Here is a 24,213-nt window from a genome sequence, read left to right on the forward strand (position 1 = left end):
CGGCCGGGCCCGTCGGCCGGCTGGTTTCCGGGTCCGGACGATGGTCAGCGGCTGCGGTCCGGCAGCTGATCCTGGCGCGGCGGGTCGGCCCCCGCGCGGGTACAGGTGAGGGCCGCCACCTCGACGGCGAACCGCATCGCGGCGGCGATGTCGTCGCGGTGCCAGGACGGCCCCGGTCCGCTGCGGGACAGGGCGGCGAGCAGGCCGGCGGTGAACGCGTCGCCGGCGCCGATGGTGTCGACCACCTCGACGACCGGTGCCGGCTGGCGCAGCGGACCGGCACCGGTGGCCGCGACCGCGCCGTCGGGGCCGAGGGTCACGATCGCGAGCGCGGCGCCGAGGTCGCGCCAGCGCTGGAGGACGTCGCCGACCGGCTCGCCGGGATAGAGCCAGGCGACGTCCTCGTCGCTGGCCCTGACCACGTGGGCGTGGCGCACGAGCCGCTCGACGCGGGCTCGGGCCTGCTCGGGGGTGCCGATCAGGCCCGGCCGGACGTTCGGGTCGAGGCTGATCACCATGCCCCGGTCCCGGGCGGCGCGCAGCGTCTCGGCTATGTGTTCGGCCCCGGGGTCGAGGAACGCCGCGAGCGACCCGGTGTGCAGGATGCCCCCGTGGTCGAGCGCGCCGGCCAACTCGGCCGGCCGCCACTGCCAGTCGGCGGTGCCCGCCAGGTAGAAGTCGTACGCGGCGGCGCCGTCGGCGGCCAGCGAGACGACCGCGAGGGTCGCCGGCTCGGCGGCGGTGACGGCATGGCCGAGGTCGACGCCGTTGGCTTCGGCGTGTTCGCGCAACCGTCGACCGAAGGCGTTCGTGGAGAACCGGGCGATCAACCTGGTGGGCAGGCCGAGCCGGGCGAGTCCGACCGCGACGTTCAAGGGACTGCCCCCGGGGTGGGCCGTGAAGCGGCCGTCCGGCGACTGGACGAGGTCGACGACCGCCTCGCCGACGACGGTGATGGTCCCGGTGCTCATGGCGCCCTTTCTGGCCGGGTCTCCTCGCTCGGTCCGCCCGCGACCAGCCCGGTGCCGGGATGGTAGCGGACGGGGATGGGATCGATGAGCGCGCCGACGAACTCACCGTCGACGTCGTCGAGGAAGCCGATCAGGGACCATCCGCCGTCGGGGCCCGGGACCAGGCGGGGCGCGTACAGGTGCGGGTGGGGGAATGGTGTGGCGGACGCGACGTCCCAGGGACCGTTGACGGTCGGCCCGGTGGCGGTCCAGATCCGGTGGCCCGTACCCCGCGCGGTGGTCGCGGCGTTGGTGCAGAACAGCAGCAGGGGCTGGCCGTCGACCACCGCCACCTGGGGAACCTCGAGATGGCCGAACCCGGCCGGGGCGGACAGCGGCGGCCGGACGGTCCAGGTGACCAGGTCGGGGGAGGTGGCGTGGCCGATCACGCCGCGCTCGCCGGCCGGGCCGTGGTTGGCGCGGGCGGTGACGAGCATGTGCCAGCCGGCGCCGGCGGGGTCGGGGAAGACCCAGGGATCGCGCCAGGCCTGCTCGTACCACAGGTCCCGGTCGAGGAGTTCGTACCAGGTCGGGTCGGCCTCCACCAGCGGCCCGGTGCCGTGCCGGTGCCAGGTGGTCAGGTCCTCCGAGACGGCCAGACCGATGCGCTGGACCAGCCCGTCCTCGGCGCGGCTGACCCCGGTGTAGAACAGGTACCACCGGCCGTCCGGCCCCCGCACGGTGCTGCCGGTCCAGGTGGCCAGGTCGTCCCAGCTCGGCGCGTCCGCGGGGACGAGCGCGTCGGCGACCAGCCGCCATGAGCGCAGGTCGGTGGAGACGGCGTGGCCGATGGTGGCCCGCAGGTGGCGGCGGTGCGGGTCGAGCAGGGCGCGGGAGGCGCGCAGGAAGAACGCGTGTCGCAGCCCGGCCTCGTCCTGCGCGTACCAGCTGTCCCACACCCAGTGGTCTGGCAGACGTAGCATGGCGGGCAAGCTATCAGATAAATCGGTTTAGCGGACCGGCCGACCACGTCGACGGGCCGGACCCGGCTCACGCGGAGGGCGCCGCGACGGACCTGCGTCGACGCAGTGGCATGGGGACGAGGACCGGTTCCGTGGCGCGGCCGTCGAGCAGGATCTCCACCGCGCGGCGCCCCATCTGTTCGTGCGGCAGGGCGGCGGTGGAGAGGCCGGGGCGTAGCCAGGCGGCGATCGGGTCGTCGTCGAAGGAGACCACGGAGATGTCGGTGGGGACGGCCAGTCCGGCCTCGCCGAGTGCCTGGTAGGCGCCGAAGGCGAGCCGGTCGTTCATGCAGATGACCGCGCTGGGCCGGTCCGGCTTGGTCAGGAGGGTGCGCATGGCGGCGTAGCCGTGCTCGGGTAGCCAGTCGCTGCAGAACGCCTCCGCGAGCAGGGTGGCGCCGGCGGCCGAGAGGGTCTCCCGGATGCCGCGCAGGCGGGCCTGTGCGGCGAGGGAGACCTCCGGGTCGCGCTCCTTGAGCCGGTTGCGGCCGATGAGCGCTATCCGGTCGCGGTGGCCCCGGTCGAGCAGGGCGGTGGTGACGGTCCGGCCGGCCCGCTCGTCGTCGGGGAGCACGCGGGGCAGGTCCTCCGGGCTGGTGGCGTTGAGCAGCACGACGGGCCCGCTCAGGATGGCGGGCGGCACCGTCAGCCGGCGGGTCGCCATCGCCGCGTAGACGACGCCGTCGACCTGGCGGTCGAGCATCGCCTCGATGGCATACCGCTCGAACGCCGCGTCGCCCTGCGTCTCGGCGATCAGCAGCACGTGGTCCCGTTCCCGGGCCGCGTCGAGCGCCCCGCGGATGAGGCCGCCGGCGAACCGGGTGGTGGCGACGATGTCGGAGACGAACGCGATGGTGGCCGTCTTGCGGGTACGCAGGCTGCGCGCCGCGACGTTGGGACGGTAGCCGAGCTCCTCGGCGGCCGCGAAGACGCGTTGGTGCGCCTCGGCGGAGAGCCGGGTCCCCTCCCGCCCGTTCAGCACCATCGACGCGGCGGTCTTGGACAGCCCGGCGCGCTGCGCGACGTCGGCCAGCGTTGCCCGGTTGCGGCCCATCTGTCCTCGGCCCATCTGTCCTCCGAATCGTGGCGGCCCGTCCGACCCCGCCATGCTCATCATCCCGTAGCGGGCGGGTGGGCCCGGTGCCGTCGGACCCGGCGTGGTGTGGACCCGTTGTTTCGGGGAGCCGTTGCCGGGGCCTGTCTTGACAGCTCCACGCCTCGCGCGCATGCTCTGCTAAATCAGTTTAGCCACGGGGTTTCGTGCCACGGAAGGCGTACCGACGCCGCTGTGGGAGAGGTCATGGTTGGGTATCGCGCGCTGCGGGTCGGGGCGGGTCGCGACGTGAATCGCGTGGCGGCCCTCGGGCTGTCGTGCCGGATCCCACGGAACCGTCGCGGCGGTCGCTCGCGGTGAGGCGTGCGGAGGAGTCAAGGAGCCGTGGAAGTGTCTGGATTGTCGAGGAAGCACTTGCGACGCGGGCTGGCGCTGGTCGTTCCCCTGCTGACCGCCGCCGCGATCACTGCTTGTAGCGCCCCTGGAGCGGATCAGGCATCTCCCGAGGCGTCCGCCGCACCCGTCAGCACCGAACTGGGGAGCGGGCCGATCACCCTGGAGATGTACGCGGAGAGCGGCTTCCCGCTGGCGAAGGCGCTCGCCGACGAGTTCACGAAGCAGTACCCGAACGTGAGGTTCAACGTACGGGAGGACCAGTTCACGGTGATCGTGGAGAACGCTCCGCGGGTACTGGCCTCGGACAACGCGCCGGACATCATCCGGCTGCCCACCGAGGTGGACCTGGTCAAGGACGGGCTGCTGAAGAACCTGGACCCGTACTTCACCGCGTACGGCTGGGACAGGTTCCCCGCCTCCCAGCTGGTGCAGCTGCGGGTCGCCGAGGGCGGCCGTCCGCGCGGCACCGGCTCGCTGTACGGGATGGGGCTCGGTTACAGCGTCACCGGGGTGTTCTACAACAAGGCGCTGGCCAGGCAGGTCGGCATGACCGAGCCGCCGAGCACCATCGCCGAGTTCGAGGAGCTGCTGGCCAAGGCCAAGACCGCCGGCGTGCAGCCGATCATGCAGTTCAACAAGAACACCGCCGGCGTCAACTTCCCGCACCAGGCGTTGCAGAACCAGTTCGGCGACCCCGCCCAGATCGCCGACTGGATCTTCCAGAAGCCGGGCGCGACGTTCGACACGCCGGCGGCGCTGAAGGCCACCCAGACCATCCAGCGGTGGGCGCAGGCCGGGTACTTCCCGAAGGACGCGAACGCCCTGGACTACACCGCGATGATGGGGGAGTTCCAGAAGGGCCACGGCCTGTTCATGTTCAACGGCGACTGGGAGTCGGGCAACCTCGACAGGTCGATGCCCGGCAACGTGGGGTTCTTCCTGTTCCCCACCGAGTCCGGCACCGGTAGGCACGTGGCGATGTCCGCGCCCAACACCTTCGGCGTCGGCGCGAAGGCCAAGCACCCGGACGCCGCCGCCTTCTTTCTCAACTGGGTCCACACCAACCCCACGGCCCGGGAAATCTCGGTGACCGTCGGCGGCTCCCACCCCGGCGGCCCGTCCGACCTGGCCGTTCCGGCCGCTCCGGCGGGGAGCGTGCTCGCCCAGACGCTCAAGGCGTCCCAGCAGCTCGGGGCCGAGAACGGGGCGGTGGACTTCACCGCGAACGCGACCGGCGGCATCTTCGCCGCGGCGATCACCCCGGAGCTGCAGAAGCTGGTCGCCGGCCAGCAGACCCCGCAGGGGTACGTGCAGGCGGTTCAGGCCGAGTACGCGAAGGAACTGTCCCGATGACGCCTGCCGTCGGCAACGCCCGGACCGGGCCGACGACGGTGCCGTTGGCGGGGCGCCGGAACCGCCCGTCGCCCGTGCGGCCCCACCGACGCCGGTGGGGCCGCACGGCCCGGTGGGGCGGCTGGCTGTACGTGTTGCCCGCCCTGCTCATGTACGCCGTCTTCGTGCTGCGCCCCCTCGCGCTGACCTTCCAGTACTCGCTGTACCACTGGAACGGCATCGGCGTGGCCCGGTGGGCGGGGCTGGACAACTACCTCACCGTCTTCACCGACCGCGACCTTTTGAAGATCATCTCGAACGCGTTCGTCCTGATCGTGTTCTTCAGCCTCATCCCGGTCGGGCTCGGGCTGCTGGTCGCCAGCCTCGTCCGACGGATCACCGCGGGACCGTTCGGCACCGTCGTACGCACCATCCTGTTCCTGCCGCAGGTGATCCCCCTGGTGGCGGCCGGCATCGCGTGGAGCTGGCTGCTGTCGTCGAACGGCCTGGTCAACCAGGTGCTTCGCGCGGTCGGCCTGGGCGGGCTCGCCCGCGCCTGGCTCGGCGACTTCGACACGGCGCTGCCCGCCGTCGGCGTGATCGGCGCCTGGGTCCTGCTCGGCCTCTGCACGATCCTGCTGGTCACCGGCATGAGCAAGATCGACCCCGCGCTGTACGAGGCGGCCCGCATCGACGGCGCCGGGCCGGTACGCGAGTTCTTCGCCGTCACCCTGCCCAGCCTGCGACACGAGATCGGGGTGTGCCTCACGGTGACCGTGATCGCGGCCCTGGCCAGCTTCGACATCGTCTACATCTCCACCAGCGGCGGCCCCGGCCTGCAGACCACCGTGCCGGGCCTGGAGATCTACCGGCTCGCGTTCTCGCAGCGCCAGGTCGGGCTCGCCTCGGCACTGGCCGTCGTGCTCATGCTGCTGGTGCTGGCGTGCGTGCTGCCGATCCAACGGCTCACCCGGGAGGAGAAGGGATGAACCTGAGCCGCCGCGAGTGGCTGACCGGTCGCGTCTTCCTCGTCGCGCTGGTCCTCGTCACACTCCTGCCGTTCGTGAGCATGCTGTCCGCGGCGTTGCAGCCCCGCGGCACCGTACCGGACGGGCTGACCTGGCCCGCGCACCCGCAGTGGGGGAACTTCGTCGACGCCTTCACCGCCGCGAACATGGCCGCGCTGCTGCGCTCCAGCCTGCTGATCGTGGTCGGCGTCGTACCGGTCTCCGTGGTCATCGCCACCATGGCCGGCTTCGGGCTCGGCCACCTGCGGGTACCGGGCGGCAGGTTCGCCTTCGGTCTCCTCCTGCTCGGCCTGACCCTGCCCTTCGAGGCGGTGATCACCCCGATCTACTACCAGATGCGCGACCTCGGGCTGCTCAACACCCGGTGGGCCATCGTCCTGCCGCTGATCGGGCTGTACATGCCGTTCGCCGTGTTCTGGATGCGGGCGCACTTCGCCAACGTGCCGACCGAACTCTCCGAGGCGGCGCGGATGGACGGCAGCACCACCTGGCAGCTCTTCTGGCGAATCCAGGTGCCGCTGGCGCGGCCGGCGATCGCCTCCCTGGCGATCCTGCTGTTCCTCTGGACCTGGAACCAGTTCCTGCTCGCCATCGTGCTCGTCGACGACGCCACCAGGCGCACCATGGCCGGGGCGCTCGGCGCGTTCCAGGGTCGGTGGGGCACGGACCTGGTGCTGCTCTGCGCCGGATCGCTGCTCATCCTCACCCCGACCCTCGTCGTGTTCCTGATCTTCCAGCGCCAGTTCATCAAGGCCCTGCTCCAGGGTTCCCTCAAGGGATAGCCGCCGGCGACGCGTCCACGGATCCCCGGCGACGTCGAGCGAGGTCGCCGCGGAGTCGCGGACGTGTTCGCCCACGGCGTCGCTTCGGCGCCGCCGATGCTGTCGGAGGGCTGTCCTAGACTGCGGCGCCATGGCGATGGTGAGTTTCGTCGATGAGACGACCGCGGGCGAGCGCGGTGCCGCGTGGCATCTGGAGATCTTCGAGGAACGCCTGCCGCTGCGGGAGGTGATCCGTCGCCGCGTCTTCCAGGAGGTCGCCGAGCACAACGCGAAGGGCGGTGACGTCTTCCGCGGGCTGGTGCAGCCGACCAACACCGAGCGGACGCTCAACGGTTTCAAACTCCAGCAGCCGCGCCGGGTCGATCCGGAAGAGCAGGCCGCCCGCGCCCTGGAGGCGTTCTCCCGGAACGGTTTCATCGTCCTCGTCGGCGATCGGCAGGTCGAGGACCTCGACGCGGTCGTGGAGCTGACCCGCGGCGTGCAGGTCACCTTCCTCAAGCTCGTACCGCTGGTCGGTGGATGATGCCGGCGCCGACCCACTCGCCCGAACGTGCCGAACGGATGGCCGAGCTCGCCCGCCGCGACGACGTCGAGGGCCTCGCCGACGAGGTGCTGGCGTACACCGCCGGCTACACCGGGCAGTGGGGCCGCGACAGTCGGGACGCGACCGACGCGCTCGGCCTCGTCGCGCCCGAGCGCAGGCCCGAACTGCTGATGGCGATCCTCGAACGGTGTTGCCGGGTCACCGAGACGGAACAGCGTCGGGTCACCAACGACCTGCTGGAGATCCTGGTCAAGCCCTACAGCACGGTCGGCACACCGGACTCGGCCGCGGTCGCGCTCGCCTTCGCCGCCCGGCACACCGCCTACTTCGGCGGCGACGAGCAACGGCAGCTGGCCGAGGTCCTTCTCGACGCCGCCCGGCCGCTGCCGCTGGAGGTCGTCGCGATGATGCGTCGCACCGTCGCGCACGGCTACTGGGGCTCGCCCGGGGCGCTGAAGCCGTTGCTGGAGCGGCTCGACGTACCAGCGCTCAACCCCGGCGAGGCGTGGGCCGACCGCGCCCTGGCCGACGTCGCGTCGCTCGACCCCGCGCAGGCCCGCCGATGGCACGAGCTGTTCCGGCACGCGGCGACCGCGACGAGCGCCAGGCCGGCGGAGAAGTGGGCGGTGACCGGCCGGAAACTGCTCGACGAGCTGGCCGAGCCCGGCGACCGGCTGCGGAGCTGGCTCACGCTGGTCGGCCGTCCGCGCACCATCCTCCTCAACCGGACGCGGTGGGAACACGACGTCAACGAGGCATTCGACCAGTACAACGCGACGCCTCTGCGGGGGCTCGTCTGGCTGACCTCGTTCCTGCCCGACCATCCCGAGACCCCGCGGGTGCTCGGCGCGCTGGTCGAGACGTCACTGCGCAAGGTGGCGGGAATCGGCCCGCGTAACCCCAAGGTCGCCAACGCCGCCGTGTACGCGCTGTCGCGTATCCCGGCGGAGGAGGCGCTCGCCCAGATCGCCCGGCTCGCCGCGCGGGTTACCTACAAGGGCACGCTGAAGGAGCTGAACGCGGCCCTCGACGCCCGGGCGGCGGCGCTGGACCTGACCCGGGACGAGGTCGAGGAGCTGGCCGTCCCGGCGTACGGGCTGACCGAGGTGGGCCGGCGCGTCGAACACTTCGGGGACGCGGCGGCGACGCTGGACGCCACCTCCGGGACGGTCACGGTCACCTGGCGCAACAGCGCCGGCAAGACTGTCAAGTCGGTCCCCGCCTCGGTGCGCTCCGAGCACGCCGAGCGGCTCGCCGAGTTCAAGGCCGCCGGCAAGGACGTCGAGAAGATGCTGTCGGCCCAGGCGGAGCGCCTCGACCGCCAGTTCCTCGCCCAGCGGGTCTGGCCGTTCGCGGCCTGGCGCGCCCGCTACCTCGACCACCCCCTGGTCGGTACGCTGGCCCGCCGGTTGATCTGGCTGGTCGACGACGTGCCGTGCGCGTACTGGGACGGCGCGCTGCGTACCGTCGAGGACAAGGAGATCGCGGCCGGCGAGACCGTGCGGCTGTGGCACCCGATCGACCGTGCGGTGGACGAGGTGCTCGCCTGGCGCGGGTGGCTGGAGGCCAAGCGCGTGACCCAGCCGTTCAAACAGGCGCACCGCGAGGTCTACCTGCTGACCGCGGCCGAGGAGAACACCCGGGTCTACTCCAACCGGTACGCCGCGCACATCCTGCGCCAGCACCAGTTCCACGCGCTGACGGCGGCGCGGGGCTGGCGCAACAAGCTGCGGATGATGGTCGACGACACGTACGAGCCGGCCGTCCGGGAGCTGCCGCAGTGGGGGCTGCGCGCGGAGTTCTGGATCGAGGGCGCGGGCCACAACTGGGAGACCGACGCCACCGAGTCGGGGGCGTACCTGCGGATCGCCACCGACCAGGTCCGGTTCTATCCGATTCACGCGCCCGAGAACCACGCGCACGCCGGTGGCGGCGGCTACGAGCAGTGGTTGCACCCGGACGCGCAGCCGACGGACCCGCTGCCGCTGGCCGGGATCCCGCCGCTGGTGCTCAGCGAGGTGCTGCGGGACGTGGACCTGTTCGTCGGCGTCGCCAGCGTCGGCAACGACCCGGCCTGGCAGGACGGCGGTCCCGAGGGGCGGTTCCGCGAGTACTGGGCGTCGTACAGCTTCGGCGAGCTCAGCGGCACCGCGCAGACCCGCAAGGAGATACTCGAACGCCTCGTGCCCCGACTGGCCATCGCCGACCGGGCGCGGGTCGAGGGCCGTTTCCTCGTCGTCCGCGGCGACCTGCGCACCTACAAGATCCACCTCGGTTCGGGCAACATCCTGATGAGCCCGAACGACCAGTACCTCTGCATCGTGCCGAAGCAGTCGGCCGGCTCCTCGACCGGCGACGTCTTCCTCCCGTTCGACGGGGACCGGGTGCTCGGCGTCATCCTCAGCAAGGCGGTCATGCTGGCGCGGGACACCGGGATCACCGACCCCACGATCACCCAGCAGCTGCGCCGCTGACCCGGCGGTCGTGAGGTCTCCGGCTACGGGTTCTCCTGCGCGACGAACCCACTACCGGAGACCTCACGACGCCAGGCCGCGACGGGCTCGGGTCAGTCGACCGGCTTGGCCACGACGAGCTGGAACCTGTCGAAGGTCAGCCGCACGGTGTTGTGCCGGGCGTCGACGGTGCCGAGGGAGACGCCGTTGAACGGGTCGGTCAGTCGGTACCTGCCCCGGCCCAGGCCGCGCAGCTCGACCGTTCCGTCGAAGTGGTCGGCGTAGAAGGCGTAGTGCAGGGTGCCGCTCTTGGCCACGACGTGCGCCTCGGGCTTGTCGAAACCGATGTCGTACAGCTCGCCCCGGTACTCGCCGGTGGGGAGCATGTTCTCCTGGTAGAGGTCCACCCACTTGCGCCAGAGGGCATCCTTCTCCGGCGTGAGCAGGGTGTCGTTGTCCGGACCGGCCGGGTAGGTGAACTTGGTCGACAGGACGGCCCCCACGCCGTAGCTGGACGCGAAGTCGTCGCCGCCGTCGCTCAGTTCGACATGGTCACCGGCATAACTGCCGCCCTGACCCATCAGCGCCTTCATCGTCTTGCCCTTGCTGCGGACCTGGTACGACGACTCCGGGTCCGAGCCCGGGTACTGGTCGATGTAGGGCAGGTTGTGGAAGGCGAAGGCGGTACCGCAGGGGCAGAGCTCCACGACCGCGTCGCGGTTCGCCTCGTGTACCGCCTCGTAGATCGCCTTCCAGAACTGCGCCAGACCCTCGGTCGACTCCTCCGGGCGGGCGTGCCGGTGCGCCGGGTTGTAGCAGGGGGTCACGCCGTTGAGGTGCTGGCCGTCGATCTTGAGCCCCTCGTAGCCCCAGTCCCGGATGAACTTCTTTGCCTGCCCGACGAAGTAGTCCACCACCGGCTGGTACGCCGGGCACAGCGTGTAGGCGTCCCACCAGGTCACGTCCTGCTTGTTGCCGTCCCGGTCGAGCAGGAGCATGTCGGGGCGTTCCCTGAACAGGTTGCTCCCGGGATCCGCCGCCAGCGGGGCCCACCACAGGCGCGGCCGCAGGCCGGCGTCCCGGATCTGCTTGGTGAAGGCCCGCATGTCCGCCTCGCCGCGCGGGAACTTCGCCAGGTTGATGTCCCAGTCGCCCTCGTTCGTCTGCCAGCCGTCGTCGAGCCCGGCCCACTTGAGCCCGATCTCCCGCACCTTCGGGAGCGTGCCGACGACCTGCTCGACGGTGAAGTCGCGCTCGTACCCCCAGGCGCACCAGATGGGTTCGAACGCCGGCGCCGGCACCCGGGGGGCGCGCTGGCCGATGTCGCTCATGTAGTCGCGGTAGCGCTGCAGCGGCACGAAGTGGTCGCCCGAGTGCGCCGTCAGGAACGTGGTCTCGGTGGTCAGCTGCTGGCCCGGCTTCAGCGTACGGGGGGTGTCGCCCTCGACGGCGATGCTCGCGCCGGCGCCCGTCTTGCGCACCGGTAGGCGCAGGATCCTCGCCACGGGTTCGACGTGCCCGACGGAGAGACCCGCGTCCCGACGCCAGACGGACGCCATCGGGGTGCCGCCGCCGTAGTCGGAGGCGTCCATCCCCAGCGAGTTCGCCTGCTCGAACCCGTCGGTCACCGGCTGCACCCAGTCGCGACGGTCCTCGTGCGTGGTGCCCGAGAAGGTGTAGAAGCCGCCCGGCTTCTCCAGCAGTTCGTGCGCCCCGCTGCGCCACCCGGTGACCCGCAGCTCGGTACGGGAGATGTTGGTGTAGGTCACCCTCATCACGATCATCCCGGTCAGGCGCTGGAAGGAGGTCAGCTCCACCGTCTTCCGTACGCCGTTGCGGGACTCGCCCCGGACGGTGACCTGGACGCCCGCGCCGTGCCGGGGATGCGTCGTCTTGCGGGTCTCGTGTCCGCGGTAGGTGAACTCGTCGATCGTCGTACCGCCCAGCAGCAGGGCCTCGCTGGCGTCGAAGCCTGTGACCCCGACGTCACGCAACGCCACCCGGGTGCGCAGCTTGTCGTCGAACTCCAGGGTGATGGAGGTGTCGCCGACCCCGACCACGTCGGAATCTCGGTTCGGCGCGGCGGCCGCGGGTGTGGCGCCCACACCCGTGGTCACGGCGGGGAGGGCGGCCAGGCCGGCGCTCCCCAGTGCCAACCTCAGCACCGTCCGTCGCGTCATGTCGCTCATGTCAAACTCCCTTCGGGCTCGTCGCGCGGCCCTGCCGGCCACGCCGTTGCTCGTCGCCGTAGATGATCAAAATCGAGCCACCTCGAACGAGCCGATACGTTCCGTGGTGCCGAGGCCGAGGTCACGACCGTCCGACGGCCGCGTGCCCGGGTAGCCGCCGGGCTGGTCGACCTGGTTCGACGTCGTGTCCGCCGCGGCGGGGTGTCGTCGTGCGCGCGGTGACACCGCCGTCTCGACCACCGCTGGATGCGGAGCGGACCAGGGGGATACCAACCGCCGACCCGGCACCCCGGCGCCGGACAGGATCGAACAAGAACTCACGCATGCAGCACTCCCGTTCGCTACGGGGTGGTCTGCTGGACGAACGTAGGTGGTATACGATTGGCTTGTCAATGGCCGGTTTCCGGTAACTCTTGGCTTGGTAACGGTCACCCGAGCCGGGGCGGGCGGCCCGTGGCGGCCGGCTCAAGGATCGATGGAACTGGTACGGTTGGCTGGTATGACTGTTGTGAGGGCGCGGATGCCCCGTGGCCTGTTCGCCGACGACGCGCTTCCGCTGTACGAGCGCACCGCCGTGCAGCTGCTCGAAGACCTGCGGGCCACCGCCGCCCGCGCCGGTGACCGGCTGCCCTCCGAGCGGGCACTCGCGGCCCGGTACGCGGTCTCCCGCGTGACGCTGCGAGCCGCCCTCACCGAGCTGGAGTCGCGGGGCATCGTGCGCCCGTCCTCGTCGCGCGGATGGTTCGTCGCCGACCTGTCGGCGAGCGACGATCCGACCGCGGGCGCGCCCCTGACGGCGGGCGACGACCCGGCGGCGGGCGACGGCCGTGCGCCGCATCCCGCCGAGGGCCGGCCGTCCGGACACGTGGTGCAGGGCTTCGCCGACTTCGCCCGGCTCAACGGCCTGACGGCGACCAGCCGGGTGCTCTCCGCCGGGGTCCGCCCGGCGACGGTGTCCGAGGCCGAGGACTTCCGCATCGCCCCCGGCGCCGATCTCTTCGAACTCCACCGCTTGCGCTTCCTCGACGGTCTGCTGGTCGTGCTGGAGCACAACCGGCTGCCGCTGGCGGCCTGCCCGGCCCTGGCCGAGACCGACTTCAACGCCGCCTCGCTGTACGCCACCCTGCGCGCGTCGGATCCGCCGCAGCTGCCGCGGGTCGCCGACTACTCGGTCGAGGCGCGGCATCCGACGGCGCGGGAGATCGAACTGTTCGAGATCGCCGAGACCATGCCGATGCTGGTCGCGACCCAGCTGACCTTCAACCAGGCGGACCGCCCGATCGAGCTGACCGTCCAGGTCTACCGCGGCGACCGGTACCGCTTCCGGGCCTCCATCACCAACTGACCGCCACCGGCGTCCGGCCGGCACCGTCCCGAGCGGCACCGGCGACCGCCGGCGCGCCGTCGTGCGCCCGCTGCCCGTCGTGCGCCCGTCGGCCCGCCCGGCGGTCGGTGGGAACCGCCCGCGCGCCGGTGACGGTGTGACGACTTCCTGGTCACGCAGCGGATCTGCGCCGACGTCGGGTGGCTCACGACCACCGCTTCATACCAAATTAATACCAGGCAGACAGTAGCCGACCACGCGGAATACCAGTAGGGTCCAGTACCAACTTCGGTACGGCGAGGAGGACCCGGCCCGTGAGCAACCCGCTCGACACCATCATCGCCCTGCACAAACGGGGGGAGCCGGTCGGCATCACATCGATCTGCTCCGCCCATCCACTGGTCCTGCGGGCCGCGATGGCCCAGGCCCGGGAAGGCGGCGACCTGGTGTTGATCGAGGCGACCTCGAACCAGGTCGACCAGACCGGCGGCTATACCGGTATGCGACCGGCGGACTTCCGCGACCTGGTGCACCGGGCCGCCGACGAGGCCGGGCTGCCCCGGGAGCGCGTCGTGCTCGGCGGCGACCACCTGGGGCCGAACCGGTGGCGTTCGCTGCCGGCCGAGGAGGCGATGGCGCGCGCCGACGTCCTCGTGGCGGCGTACGTGGAGGCCGGCTTCACCAAGATCCACCTTGATTGCAGCTATCCCTGCGCGGACGACCGGACCCCGTTGACCGACGAGGTGATGGCCGCCCGGGCCGCCCGCATGCTCGCGGTCGCCGAGAAGACCGCCGCCGCGACCGGGCGGGCCGGGGAACTCCGGTACGTCATCGGCACCGAGGTCCCGGTCCCCGGCGGCGCCGAGGAGACGATCGAAGAGCTCCGGCCCACCACCGCCGAGTCGGCCCGCCAGACCCTGGCGCGGCACCGGGCGGCCTTCGCCGAGCGGGGCCTCGATCACGTGTGGCCGCAGGTGATGGCCCTGGTCGTGCAGCCGGGCGTCGAGTTCGACCACCTCCGGGTCGTGGACTACGACCGGGACCGGACCAAGGAACTGCAACGGGTCCTCGAGGACGAGCCGAGGATGGTCTTCGAGGCCCACTCCACGGACTACCAGACCATCCCGCGACTCGCCGCCCTGGTCGAGGGCCACTGGGCGGTGCTCAAGGTCGGGCCCGGCCTGACCTTCGCGCTGCGGGAGGCCCTGTTCGCGCTGGCCGCGATCGAGGCCGAACTCGTACCGGAGCAGGACCGCGCCAACCTGCCGGACGTGGTCGAGCGGCGGATGCTCGCCGAGCCGGCGCAGTGGGCGAAGTACTACACCGGCGACGCCGCCGAGCAGCGCCTGGCCCGGCGGTACAGCTACAGCGACCGGATGCGCTACTACTGGCCGGACCCGGAGATCCAGGCCGCCGAACGGCGCCTGCTGGGCAACCTGACCGACCGGAGCATCCCGCTGCCGCTGCTCAGCCAGTACCTACCGGACCAGTACCAGCGGGTCCGCGACGGCAGCCTCGGCAACGACCCCGTCGAACTCGTCCTCGATCGCATCCGCGACGTCCTGCGCGGTTACCGCCGCGCGGCCACCCCATCGGAAGGGCGGCGGGCAGCATGAGCGCTCTCCTCGGCCACGACCCCGACTACCTGCGCCGGCTCGGCGCCGCCGACACCGCCCGCGAGATCGCGCAGCAGCCGGCCGTCTGGCGCCAGATCGGCCGGATGACGGCGGAGTCCTGCGCGGCGACCGCCGCGTTCCTGAAGCCGCTGTTCGACCGGCCCGACCTGCGCGTCGTCCTCACCGGGGCGGGCACCTCCGCGTACGTCGGCGAGGTGCTGGCGCCGTCGCTGCGCCGGCGGCTGGGCCGCCGGGTGGACGCCGTCGCTACCACCGACATCGTCGCCGACCCGCTGGCCTGCTTCGCCGAGGACGTCCCGACGCTGCTGGTGTCGTTCGCCCGCTCCGGCGACAGTCCGGAGAGCGTCACCGCCCCCGAACTGGCCAGCCAGGTGCTGACCGAGTGCTGGCACCTGGTGGTGACCTGCAACGAGCAGGGTCGGCTCGCCAGCCGGCACGCCGACGGGTCGGCTCTGCGGGTGCTGCTGCCCGAGGCGGCCAACGACCGGGGCTTCGCGATGACCTCCAGCTTCACCGGCATGGTGCTGGCCGGCCTGCTGACCCTCGGCGGCCCCGACGAGGCCCTGGTGGAGCGGCTCGCCACCGCGGCCGAGCAGGTCCTGGCCACCGGGCCGGGCGCGGCGGCCGACCTCGCCGCCCGCGGCTACTCGCGGATCGTCTACCTCGGCAGCGGCACCCTGCACGGCGTGGCCCGGGAATCCGCCCTGAAGGTCCTGGAGCTGACCGCCGGCCACGCGGTGGCGCTGGCCGAGTCCGCGCTGGGCTTCCGGCACGGACCGAAGTCCGTGGTCAACGAGCAGACCCTGGTCGTCAGCTACGAGTCCAACGACCCGTACACCAGCCAGTACGACCGCGACATGGTGGCCGAGCTGCTGCGGCTCGTACCGGAGCGGAACCTCGTCACCGTCACCGCCCAGGCCGGGCAGCCGGCCAGCGGAAACGTCTGGGGCCTGCCCGGCATCGCCGACGTGGACGACGCCGCGCTGGCGCTGCCCGCCGTGATCTGCGCGCAGCTGATCGGCCTGCACTTCTCCCTGGCGCTCGGGCGCACACCCGACAACCCCTTCCCCGGCGGGGAGGTCAACCGGGTCGTCCAGGGCGCGATCATGCATCCCCTGCCGCCGACCCCGGCCCGGGCGAGCGGCTGAGCCCGGACGGCCGAGCCGCTGACCCGGTCCGGCCGACAACAGATCCAGATCCAGGGCCATCCCGGCCCCGCACGGCGACAGGGTCGACGTCAGCCGTGACGCCAGACGGAGGTGAGACAGATGTTCCTCGGCGTGGACGGCGGCGGCACCAAGACCGCCTTCTGCCTACTGGGGGCGGACGGCTCGATCGTGGCCGAGGCCACGGCCGCGAGCAGCTACTACTTCAGCGAAGGCATCGACCTGGTGACCCGGGTCCTCGGGGAGGGCGTCGGCGCCGTCTGCGCGTCGGCCGGCATCACCCCGGCCGAGATCGAGTTCGCGTTCTTCGGCATCCCGACCTACGGCGAGGTCGCCGACGACGTCGCCGTACTCGACGCGGCGCCACGGGAGGTCCTCGGGCACGACCGGTACCGGGTCGACAACGACATGGTCTGCGGCTGGTCCGGCTCGCTCGGCGCCGTCGACGGCATCAACGTGATCAGTGGCACCGGGTCGATGACGTACGGCGAACGCGCCGGTCGCGGCCTGCGTGTCGGCGGCTGGAGCGAGCTGTTCGGCGACGAGGGCTCGGCGTACTGGATCGCCACCCGCGGCCTACAGGCGTTCTCCCGCATGAGCGACGGTCGACAGCCCGCCGGTCCGCTCCTGGACGTCCTGCGCGACCACCTGGAGCTCGCCGCGGACCTCGACCTGATCGACGTCGTACTGAACCGGTGGCAGGGCGACCGCGGCAAGATCGCCGCGCTGAGCCCACTGGTCACCCGCGCCGCCGACCGCGGCGACGAGGCGGCCGCGGGGATCCTCGCCGAGGCCGGCCGGGAACTCGCCCTCCTGGTGGAGACCACCCGTGGTCGACTCGGCTACCCCGCCGACGAGCAGGTGGTCGTCTCCTACTCCGGCGGAACGTTCACGGCACCACAGGTGCGCGAGGCGTTCCGCCAGCACCTGCACAGGCTGCACGGTGGGTACGACCTTCGTCAGCCCCTGTATTCGCCGGTCGTCGGCGCGGCGCTCTACGCCGCGAAGCAGGCCGGCCGCCCACTGAGCGCCGACGCGCTCGGGCAGCTCCGGAGCACACCGACCGCCACCGCCGCCTGAGGAGGCGCAGATGCCAACGACCTTTTCCCGCATCAGCCGCAGCTGGATCCCGTACGCGGGCCTGCTCGTGCTGTTCTGGGGCGTGTGGGGAGCCTTCTCCGCCGTCCCGACCAACGACTACGGTTACCCCGACGGCATGGTCTACGTCGTCTGGGCCCTCACCATGATCATTCCGGCCGTCGCCGCGCTGCGCGGCAACCGGCTGGACCGCCGCCCGATCGCCGCCGTGTACGGCCTGCTGGTCGGCCTGACCGGGGCCGGCGGACAGCTGCTGCTGTTCAAGGCGCTCACCATCGGCCCGGCCTACCTGATCTTCCCGCTGATCGCGCTCTCCCCGGCGATCACGGTGCTGATGGCCACGGTGCTGCTGCGGGAACGCATCCCGCGGCTCGCCGTGATCGGGGTGGTCGCCGCGCTGGTCGCGGTCGTGCTCTTCAGCGTCAGCGACGGCGACGGCTCCGCCACCGGCGGAGCGTGGTTGATCCTGGCCGTCGTGGTCTGCGTCGCCTGGGGTGTGCAGGCCTACTTCATGCGCAAGGCGGCCACGGTCGGCGTCAACGACGCCACCACCTTCACCTGGATGACGATCAGCGGCCTGCTGCTGGTGCCGATCGCCATCTGGATGGCCGGCGGCCTGGCGCTGGACGCGCCCTGGCAGGCGCCGACCCTCGCCGCGGTCACCCAGCTGCTCAACGCCGTCGGCGCGCTGTTCCTGGTGATGGCGTTCAGCCGGGGCAAGGCGTCGATCGTGGCCCCCACCACCAACGCCCTGGCCCCCGTGCTCACCGTGATCCTCTCGCTGATCGTCTACCAGACGATCCCGTCGGTCTACGCCACGATCGGCATCGTGCTCGCCATCGTCGGGTCCACCCTGATGGTCTACGCCGACGAGAAGCGCGGCGAGGCCGCGGCCGCGAACGTGACCAACCCGGGCCCGCTCGACCGGGGCGCGCCCGACGTCGCCGTACCGTAACCGCCGCATCGACCCCGGCGGGCGGCCCGGACCCGGTCCGGACCGCCCGCCGGGCACAACCGCGCGTCTCCCCGCCGGTCGCCCGTTGCCTTGCCCGTACGCCTCGACGGCGGTCGCCCGCGCCCGCCTCGTACGCGCCGTCCTCAGCCCCGCCGTCCTCAGCGCCGGGCGGACGCCTCGACGATCTCGGCGATCGCCTCGAACGGGTCGTGCTGGCCGATCTCCTTGGCGATGATCCCGGCCCGGGCGCGGTAGCCCGGATCGTCCAGCACCGCCCGCACCGCGGCCCGCACCGCCGGCACCTCCGGCCTGGCGGTGCGCAGGTTGACGCCGGTACCGCTCCACTCGACCCGGGCGGCCACCTCCGGCTTGTCCTCGCTGGCACCGCCGACCACCAGCGGCACCCCGTGGTACAGGGCGCTCTGCACCCCGCCGTAACCGCCGTTCGTGACGAACACGTCGGTGTGCGGCAGCAGCCGGTCGAACGGCACGAAGCCGGCCAGCCGCACGTTGTCCGGCACCGCGGACAGGGCGCGGCGTACCAGGTCCGGCCCGTCCTCGCGGCCGGTGGCGGCCACCACGAGGACGTCGAGGTCGGCGAGGGCCCGCACCGTGGGGATGACCAGCTCGTCCAGGTCGGTGTTGGCGACGGTGCCCTGGGTGACGACCACCACCGGCCGACCGGCCGACAGCTCGGGCCACCACGCCGGCTCTCCGTGGTCGCCACCGGAGGCCGGCGGCAGCGTACCGATGAACCGGAGGTGCTCCGGCAGGTCACCGCGGGGGTACTCGAAGCCGGGCACGGTCAGCTGCAGGTAGTGGTCCGTACGGCGCAGCGGCAGATCGAAGAGGAAGCCGGAGGCCGGCACGCCCAACGACTCCAGCATCGCCTCGCCGAACTCCTGCAGCCCGGCGAAGAGCCGGCGCACCTCGGCGTTCATCGCCCGGTTGCGGGCGCGTGCCTCCTCGCCCGGGGTCGGCAGGACACCGGCGCCGAACGGGGGAGTGTCGTCGCTCTGGATGATCAGGGGGATGGCGCCCAGCGTGACGAGCGTCGGGCGTTGCGCCCGCGCCGTGCCGAGGCTCAGCACCGGTATCGACCAGAACCCCAGCTCACCGAGCACCACATCCGCCGGGAACGTCGCCAGCAGCTCCCGTAGACCCCGCAGCTGCGCGGGCAGGTGGCCGAGGAAGAAGTTCTCGAAGTCGAACGACAACCGGGCCGGTCCCGGCGGCAGCGTGGCCCGTACCGGAAAGAGGCTGTCCAGCCTCCGGTCGTCGAGGTCGGCCTCCGGCGGCAGCGCCTGGAACCGCGCCCCGATCGCCCGCGCGCGCTCCTCGAACCGGGAGCCGGTGTACACGACCACCTCGTGACCGCGCCGGACCAGGTCCGCCGCGACCGTGAGGACCGGACTCACGTGTCCCTGGAAGGGGCTCGCTCCGACTATCACCCTGGCCAATCGAGTCTCCTCTTCTCGCAGTTGCCGCCTGACCCGGCACCCTCACAACGAGAGATCCGGCGTGACGGTTCACGTGTTCCCGCGCACTCCGACGGCGGGCCGCCGCGCACACCGGTCAGGAGCCCCGCGTACCTTCCTTGTCCGCGACCTGGATGATCGTCTTGCCGGCCGTGCGGCGGTGGCGGGCGAACGCGTCGGCAGTTTCGGAGAGTGGCCGCACGTCGCCGACGATGGGCTTGAGCCGTCCGGTGCGGACGCGCTGGGCGAGCTCGGTCAGCCGGGCGCGGTCGGGTTCGACGACGAAGAAGATGGCCCGCCCGTCCTTGGGCCGCACCGTTGGTGGCATGGCGACGGTGACGACGGTGCCACCCGGGCGTACCAGTTCGGTCGATCGCGCGAGGATCTCGCCGCCGATGACGTCGAACACCACGTCCACCTCGCCGACCTGCCGCAGATCGTCGGCGTGCAGGTCGAGGAAGTCCTGCGCGCCGAGGCCGAGCACGACCTCACGGTCGTCGGCCCGGCCGGTACCGATCACCCGGGCGCCCACCTCCCGCGCGAGTTGCACGGCGGTCGAGCCGACGCCGCCCGCGGCGCCGTGCACGAGGACGGTCTGACCGGTCGTGAGGTGGGCGTGGTCGAACAGCCCCTCCCAGGCGGTCAGCCCGGAGATGGGCAGCGCGGCGGCCACGGTGAAGTCGATGTCGGCCGCGAGGGGAGCGAGGTTGCGGGCCTCCACCGCGGTGTATTCGGCCAGGGAACCGTTGCGGGTCCAGTCGGTCAGCCCGAACACCCGCTGGCCCACGGTGAGGCCGGTGGTCCCGAAGCCCAGCTCGACCACGACTCCGGACAGCTCGTGCCCGGGGACGCTGGGGGTCCGGTCGCGGCCGGCGCGATCGGACCACGTCGCCGGCCAGTCGAGTTCTCCCGGGGTGAAGCCCGCGGCGTGCACCCGCACGATGACGTCGTTCTCCATGGCTTTCGGGTACGGCATGTCGCTCAGGGTGAGCCCGCTGACACCCGCGTTACGGTCTCGTACGGTGATCGCGCGCATGTTCGAATCCCTTCCAGGTAGGTGCGTCGGTACGGGGTGGCGGTGAGCGCCCGGCGCGGGGCCCGCTCGCACGGGGCGAGGTGACCAGGACGTCCGAGCCGGCTCCGTCGTCGAGGACGCTCACGCCGTTCGTCGCGTGGCCCCGGGAGACCTCCGGTCAGCTCGGCCAGGGCGAACCGACGATGCGCTCGACCGTCGTCACGCGCCGGAGACCGGGGATGAAGTGTTCGAGCACGTCGGAGTTCACGGTGCCGTTCGTGGTTTCGGGGCGGTTCCGCAGCCCGTCGACGTACGTCCGCAGAAAGTCGTTCTTGAAGTCCCCGCGCGGATGGACGGCGAGGATCTCGCCCAGCTGGTCGTGTTCCAGTCCGTCCAGGCCCAGGCCCAGCACGTCGGTCAGGACACCGAGGTACGTGGTCGCGATCTCCGGGGCCATCCGGTCGGGGATGCCGGGCGTGGTGTGCAGCGCGATCGCCGTCCAGACGGTCTCGGCGGCGGCCGTCGGGAAACCCCGGTCCAGCAGGAACTTGCGCGCGTGGTCGGCGCCGTCGACCTCGAAGCGCTGCTCGACGTCGGAAAAGGGAGCCAGGAGGCCGGAATCGTGGAACATGGCCGCCAGATAGAGCAGTTCCGGGTCCGGTTTCACGCCAAGCTTGTGCGCGTGAATCAGGCCGAAAAGAAAGACCCGGCGGGAGTGATGGTAGATGAGAGGGCTGGTCGTCTCCTGGATGTGCTTGGTCGCCTCGGCGACCGCCGCTGTCTCCGGAATCTCCAACCCCGCGATGACCTCTGGCACGTTTTCCGACCTTCCGGGAAGTGTGTACGGACGGGGCGTCCGGCCTCCATGCTGCCCACCGATCGTCGTACGGCGCCGCCTTCGTCCGGCCAGGAATCACCGATATCCGGACGCGACGAGGCCGGGATGTGCGTAACCCGCGCGGCGCCACGTCCCGCGGCCGGGTCCAGCATCGACCTGCGATTCGTGCCGTCCGTCACGTCCGTCCCAGGCGCTGCCCGGTGTCGGGTTCGCTCTCTCCGCGCGTAATCAGCCGAGGGAGCACGGAGAGTTTGTCTACCGGTAATTGCCGTAACGTGAGCAACTCCGCCCACGAGGGTCCCGGTCATCTCCGGCAACGGCGTGCTACCAATAAGCGGTGTCACGCCTCCTGCTTCGTCGACCCGGCGGTGGTCGGTGCCGTCGGGGCCCGGCCGCTCGCCGCGCGGATCCGGCTCCGCGGGGACGACGATGGTGAGCGCGCGCCCCCATCGCGTCGCGATCCTCGTCTACGACGGAGTGACGTTACTGGACGTCGCCGGTCCCGCGGAGGCGTTCAAGGAGGCGAACCGGTTCGGTGCCGACTACCGGATCGTGTTGCTGTCGCCGACCGGTGCGGACGTCACCTCGAACCTCGGGGTCCGGATCGCGGTCGGGGGCGCCGTCTCCCCGGAGCCGGCCTTCGACACGCTGCTGGTGGCCGGCTCCGACCTCTATCCGCGCGCCCCTGTCCCCGCCGACCTGGCCGACGCCGCACGGATACCGGCGGCTGCCGCCGGCCGGGTCGCCTCGATCTGCACCGGAGCGTTCGTGCTCGCCGCCGCCGGCGTCCTCGACGGCAAGCGCGCCACCACCCACTGGCACGTCGCGCACGAGCTTGCCGCCCGGTACCCGACGTGTCGCGTCGAGCCCGACGCGATCTACGTCCGCGACGGCACCACGTACACGTCGGCGGGGGTGACGGCCGGCATCGATCTGGCCCTCGCCCTCGTGGAAGAGGACCACGGGCCCGACCTGGCGCGCGACGTCGCCCGCGCCCTGGTGGTGTACATGCAGCGTGCGGGCGGCCAGTCCCAGTTCTCGGCACCGCTGCAAGGGCCACCGCCCCGCTCGCCGGCGCTGCGCAGGATCACCGACCTGGTCACGGCGAACCCCCGGGGAGACCACTCGCTCGGTGAACTCGCGAGACACCTCAACGTGAGCACCCGGCACCTCATCCGGCTCTTCCAGGACGAGTTGTCCACGACGCCCGCCCGCTACGTGGAGAACATCCGGTTCGACCTGGCCCGCGCGCTGCTCGACCAGGGGCACACCGCGACGCGGGCCGCGACCCTCGCGGGATTCCCGAGCTACGAGAGCATGCGCCGGGTCTTCGCCAGGAAACTCTCGATCAGCCCCGCCGCCTACCAACGCCGGTTCAGTACGGCCCGCCGCGCCAGCGCGGGCTGACGCCCTGGTGGGAACCGCTCGAAGCACGAAAGCTCGATCACGCGCCGGGGCCGCGCGGCATCGGGAAAACGCTTCTGAGGCGCGCTGGGCGCGGACTACACTCCGCGACCGTGATTCCCGCGACCTGGATCGAACACCGGCGTGCCGAGGACGACGAACTTGTCGGCTACCTGCGTCCCGTCGACGGCGAACCGGACCGGTACATCCCGGTTACCGTCTTCGGGTACCCGCTCGGGGGTCCCACCGACGAGTACGACGCTCGGCAGACGCTTGAATCGGTCGGGCTGAGCTATCTTGCCGACCAGTGGTGGCTCACTCTCGACGGCCGGGCCGAACCGATCGCGGTGCGGATCGTCGAGGCGAGTCCCGACCGGCTGCTGGTCAAGAACGTGGACTTCGGGTACGAGGGCGACATAGGGGCGACGTTCGCGCTCGGCGTACCCGAGGATGGCCGGCTCCGGCGTCGCTGACGTCGGCTGCCACGGGTCTCGGACGGCCGACGACGTCCGGCCGCTGCCGTTGTCCGGGCCGGCTACCCCGACGCCCTCGCAGCCCAGTAGAGCTGCTTGTGACCCCGCGCCTCCAGCACGGCCACGAGTTCCTCGGCGTCCGCGCGCGACTCCTTCCGCGCCACCTCGAATCGATTGCCGTTGTCGTCCTGCCGCCAGACGATCCACCACTCAGGAGGGCCGACGGCCGTCGAAACGTGATCGTCCGTCGTCACGAAGCGTTCGGTCGACATCGGACCATGATGCCTTGCCGGCTGCCGTGACGGGCACCAGGATCTGCCGCGATCCGAGCGCCACGGTACGTGACGCAGGAGCGGCAGCGCCCAGCGCACGGTCTTGCCGATGAGCGGGCGTTGGTCGGTGCCGCTCGGATGACATCCCACCCGCGCCCGAATGACAGGTTCGGTAAGGTCCGGACATGATCGAATCCCAACGCGAAGCAGTGCCGCGCAACGACGGTGGCGAGCTCGACACCACCCTCGCCTTTTTGTCCTTCGCTCGATCATGCATGCTGAAAAAGGTCGCCGGCCTGAACGAGGAGCAGCTGCGGCGCCGGCTGGTCGTCTCCGACACCACGTTGCTGGGCCTGGTCCAGCACCTGACCGACGCCGAACGGTACTGGTTCGGCTACACCTTTGCCGGCGACCCGCGCTACGCCGAACTCGACTTCGACATGGTGGTCGAACCGGACAGGTCGCCGGATCAGATCATCGCCGGTTACCGGACCGCGATTGCCGAGAGTGACGCCCACATCATCGCAGCCGTTGGCCCCGACGTCCTCACCGCGCAGTCGGTCGATGACGCGCCTCGTACGCTTCGCTGGGTGCTCGCCCACATGACGAGCGAGACCGTCCGGCATGCCGGTCACGCCGACATCCTGCGAGAGCTCATCGACGGTGCCACCGGTCGGTAGGGAATAGCGACTCGGAGCCGTACCCGATTCGGCCCTGGGTAGCCGCGTCGAGCGCCCGGAGACCATCAACGGCCCGAACGGTCGGCAAGGTGACGGTACGGAACACGCACGGATCTGCCGCTG

The 24,213-nt window shown here is 71.5% G+C and carries 22 protein-coding genes; 13 read left to right on the forward strand and 9 right to left on the reverse strand.

What is annotated here, in order from left to right:
- Positions 1–44: 44 nt before the first annotated feature.
- From AB0J86_RS25840 to AB0J86_RS25850, 3 genes are all read right to left on the reverse strand, one after another.
- Positions 45–971 carry a carbohydrate kinase gene (locus AB0J86_RS25840; protein ID WP_363860188.1) on the reverse strand — a complete coding sequence of 309 codons (927 nt, stop codon included), beginning with the start codon at positions 969–971 and terminating at the stop codon, positions 45–47.
- The gene (locus AB0J86_RS25845; RefSeq protein ID WP_363860189.1) at positions 968–1,933 is read right to left on the reverse strand and encodes a family 43 glycosylhydrolase; all 966 of its coding nucleotides are present in this window, start codon (positions 1,931–1,933) and stop codon (positions 968–970) included. Before AB0J86_RS25845 ends, AB0J86_RS25840 begins: the two co-directional genes overlap by 4 nt.
- Positions 1,934–2,000: 67 nt before the next feature.
- Positions 2,001–3,041 carry a LacI family DNA-binding transcriptional regulator gene (locus AB0J86_RS25850; protein ID WP_363860190.1) on the reverse strand — a complete coding sequence of 347 codons (1,041 nt, stop codon included), beginning with the start codon at positions 3,039–3,041 and terminating at the stop codon, positions 2,001–2,003.
- Positions 3,042–3,440: 399 nt separating this feature from the next.
- Here AB0J86_RS25850 and AB0J86_RS25855 point away from each other — a divergent pair, with 399 nt between their 5' ends.
- The 5 genes from AB0J86_RS25855 to AB0J86_RS25875 all read left to right on the forward strand — a co-directional run bounded on the left by AB0J86_RS25855 (position 3,441) and on the right by AB0J86_RS25875 (position 9,582).
- A complete protein-coding gene (locus AB0J86_RS25855; RefSeq protein WP_363860191.1) occupies positions 3,441–4,775 on the forward strand; it encodes an extracellular solute-binding protein in 1,335 nt (444 codons plus the stop codon).
- Complete coding sequence (locus AB0J86_RS25860) at positions 4,772–5,743, forward strand: sugar ABC transporter permease (RefSeq protein ID WP_363860192.1); 972 nt, start codon at positions 4,772–4,774, stop codon at positions 5,741–5,743. Before AB0J86_RS25855 ends, AB0J86_RS25860 begins: the two co-directional genes overlap by 4 nt.
- Positions 5,740–6,564 (forward strand): carbohydrate ABC transporter permease, encoded by an 825-nt coding sequence (locus AB0J86_RS25865; protein WP_363860193.1) that lies wholly within the window; start codon positions 5,740–5,742, stop codon positions 6,562–6,564. Before AB0J86_RS25860 ends, AB0J86_RS25865 begins: the two co-directional genes overlap by 4 nt.
- 130 nt (positions 6,565–6,694) lie before the next feature.
- On the forward strand, positions 6,695–7,087 hold the full coding sequence (locus AB0J86_RS25870; protein ID WP_363860194.1) for a hypothetical protein: 393 nt from the start codon (positions 6,695–6,697) through the stop codon (positions 7,085–7,087).
- A 38-nt stretch (positions 7,088–7,125) separates the two neighbouring features.
- Positions 7,126–9,582: a DUF4132 domain-containing protein gene (locus AB0J86_RS25875; RefSeq protein ID WP_363860195.1), complete on the forward strand. Its 2,457-nt coding sequence runs from the start codon at positions 7,126–7,128 to the stop codon at positions 9,580–9,582.
- A 92-nt stretch (positions 9,583–9,674) separates the two neighbouring features.
- Here the strand turns inward: AB0J86_RS25875 and AB0J86_RS25880 are convergent, their stop codons facing one another.
- Positions 9,675–11,750, reverse strand: a complete 2,076-nt coding sequence (locus AB0J86_RS25880; RefSeq protein WP_363860196.1) for a glycoside hydrolase family 36 protein — start codon at positions 11,748–11,750, stop codon at positions 9,675–9,677.
- A 66-nt stretch (positions 11,751–11,816) separates the two neighbouring features.
- Positions 11,817–12,182 carry a class II D-tagatose-bisphosphate aldolase, non-catalytic subunit gene (locus AB0J86_RS25885; protein ID WP_363860197.1) on the reverse strand — a complete coding sequence of 122 codons (366 nt, stop codon included), beginning with the start codon at positions 12,180–12,182 and terminating at the stop codon, positions 11,817–11,819.
- 67 nt (positions 12,183–12,249) lie between these two features.
- Here AB0J86_RS25885 and AB0J86_RS25890 point away from each other — a divergent pair, with 67 nt between their 5' ends.
- The 5 genes from AB0J86_RS25890 to AB0J86_RS25910 all read left to right on the forward strand — a co-directional run bounded on the left by AB0J86_RS25890 (position 12,250) and on the right by AB0J86_RS25910 (position 17,930).
- Positions 12,250–13,095: a GntR family transcriptional regulator gene (locus AB0J86_RS25890; protein ID WP_363860198.1), complete on the forward strand. Its 846-nt coding sequence runs from the start codon at positions 12,250–12,252 to the stop codon at positions 13,093–13,095.
- A gap of 293 nt (positions 13,096–13,388) precedes the next feature.
- A complete protein-coding gene (locus AB0J86_RS25895; RefSeq protein ID WP_363860199.1) occupies positions 13,389–14,690 on the forward strand; it encodes a D-tagatose-bisphosphate aldolase, class II, non-catalytic subunit in 1,302 nt (433 codons plus the stop codon).
- On the forward strand, positions 14,687–15,859 hold the full coding sequence (locus AB0J86_RS25900; protein WP_363860200.1) for a tagatose-6-phosphate ketose isomerase: 1,173 nt from the start codon (positions 14,687–14,689) through the stop codon (positions 15,857–15,859). Before AB0J86_RS25895 ends, AB0J86_RS25900 begins: the two co-directional genes overlap by 4 nt.
- Before the next feature lie 120 nt (positions 15,860–15,979).
- A complete protein-coding gene (locus AB0J86_RS25905; RefSeq protein WP_363860201.1) occupies positions 15,980–16,957 on the forward strand; it encodes a BadF/BadG/BcrA/BcrD ATPase family protein in 978 nt (325 codons plus the stop codon).
- Between the two features lie 10 nt (positions 16,958–16,967).
- The gene (locus AB0J86_RS25910) at positions 16,968–17,930 is read left to right on the forward strand and encodes a DMT family transporter (RefSeq protein ID WP_363860202.1); all 963 of its coding nucleotides are present in this window, start codon (positions 16,968–16,970) and stop codon (positions 17,928–17,930) included.
- A 158-nt stretch (positions 17,931–18,088) separates the two neighbouring features.
- Here AB0J86_RS25910 and AB0J86_RS25915 read toward each other — a convergent pair whose 3' ends face one another.
- The 3 genes from AB0J86_RS25915 to AB0J86_RS25925 form a co-directional block, all read right to left on the reverse strand.
- The gene (locus tag AB0J86_RS25915) at positions 18,089–19,348 is read right to left on the reverse strand and encodes a nucleotide disphospho-sugar-binding domain-containing protein (protein WP_363860203.1); all 1,260 of its coding nucleotides are present in this window, start codon (positions 19,346–19,348) and stop codon (positions 18,089–18,091) included.
- Between the two features lie 157 nt (positions 19,349–19,505).
- Complete coding sequence (locus AB0J86_RS25920; RefSeq protein ID WP_363860204.1) at positions 19,506–20,444, reverse strand: NADP-dependent oxidoreductase; 939 nt, start codon at positions 20,442–20,444, stop codon at positions 19,506–19,508.
- Between the two features lie 157 nt (positions 20,445–20,601).
- Complete coding sequence (locus AB0J86_RS25925; protein ID WP_363860205.1) at positions 20,602–21,240, reverse strand: HD domain-containing protein; 639 nt, start codon at positions 21,238–21,240, stop codon at positions 20,602–20,604.
- Between the two features lie 453 nt (positions 21,241–21,693).
- Here AB0J86_RS25925 and AB0J86_RS25930 point away from each other — a divergent pair, with 453 nt between their 5' ends.
- Positions 21,694–22,668 (forward strand): GlxA family transcriptional regulator, encoded by a 975-nt coding sequence (locus AB0J86_RS25930; RefSeq protein WP_363860206.1) that lies wholly within the window; start codon positions 21,694–21,696, stop codon positions 22,666–22,668.
- A gap of 110 nt (positions 22,669–22,778) precedes the next feature.
- Positions 22,779–23,138: a hypothetical protein gene (locus tag AB0J86_RS25935; protein WP_363860207.1), complete on the forward strand. Its 360-nt coding sequence runs from the start codon at positions 22,779–22,781 to the stop codon at positions 23,136–23,138.
- Between the two features lie 62 nt (positions 23,139–23,200).
- Here AB0J86_RS25935 and AB0J86_RS25940 read toward each other — a convergent pair whose 3' ends face one another.
- The gene (locus AB0J86_RS25940) at positions 23,201–23,410 is read right to left on the reverse strand and encodes a hypothetical protein (RefSeq protein WP_363860208.1); all 210 of its coding nucleotides are present in this window, start codon (positions 23,408–23,410) and stop codon (positions 23,201–23,203) included.
- 185 nt (positions 23,411–23,595) lie between these two features.
- On the opposite strand from AB0J86_RS25940, the gene AB0J86_RS25945 reads away from it, so the two are divergent.
- Positions 23,596–24,090 carry a DinB family protein gene (locus AB0J86_RS25945; RefSeq protein WP_363860209.1) on the forward strand — a complete coding sequence of 165 codons (495 nt, stop codon included), beginning with the start codon at positions 23,596–23,598 and terminating at the stop codon, positions 24,088–24,090.
- Positions 24,091–24,213: the final 123 nt, after the last annotated feature.

It is taken from the genome of Micromonospora sp. NPDC049559, from assembly GCF_040676675.1.
In the GTDB taxonomy this organism is placed as follows: domain Bacteria; phylum Actinomycetota; class Actinomycetes; order Mycobacteriales; family Micromonosporaceae; genus JBFAPK01.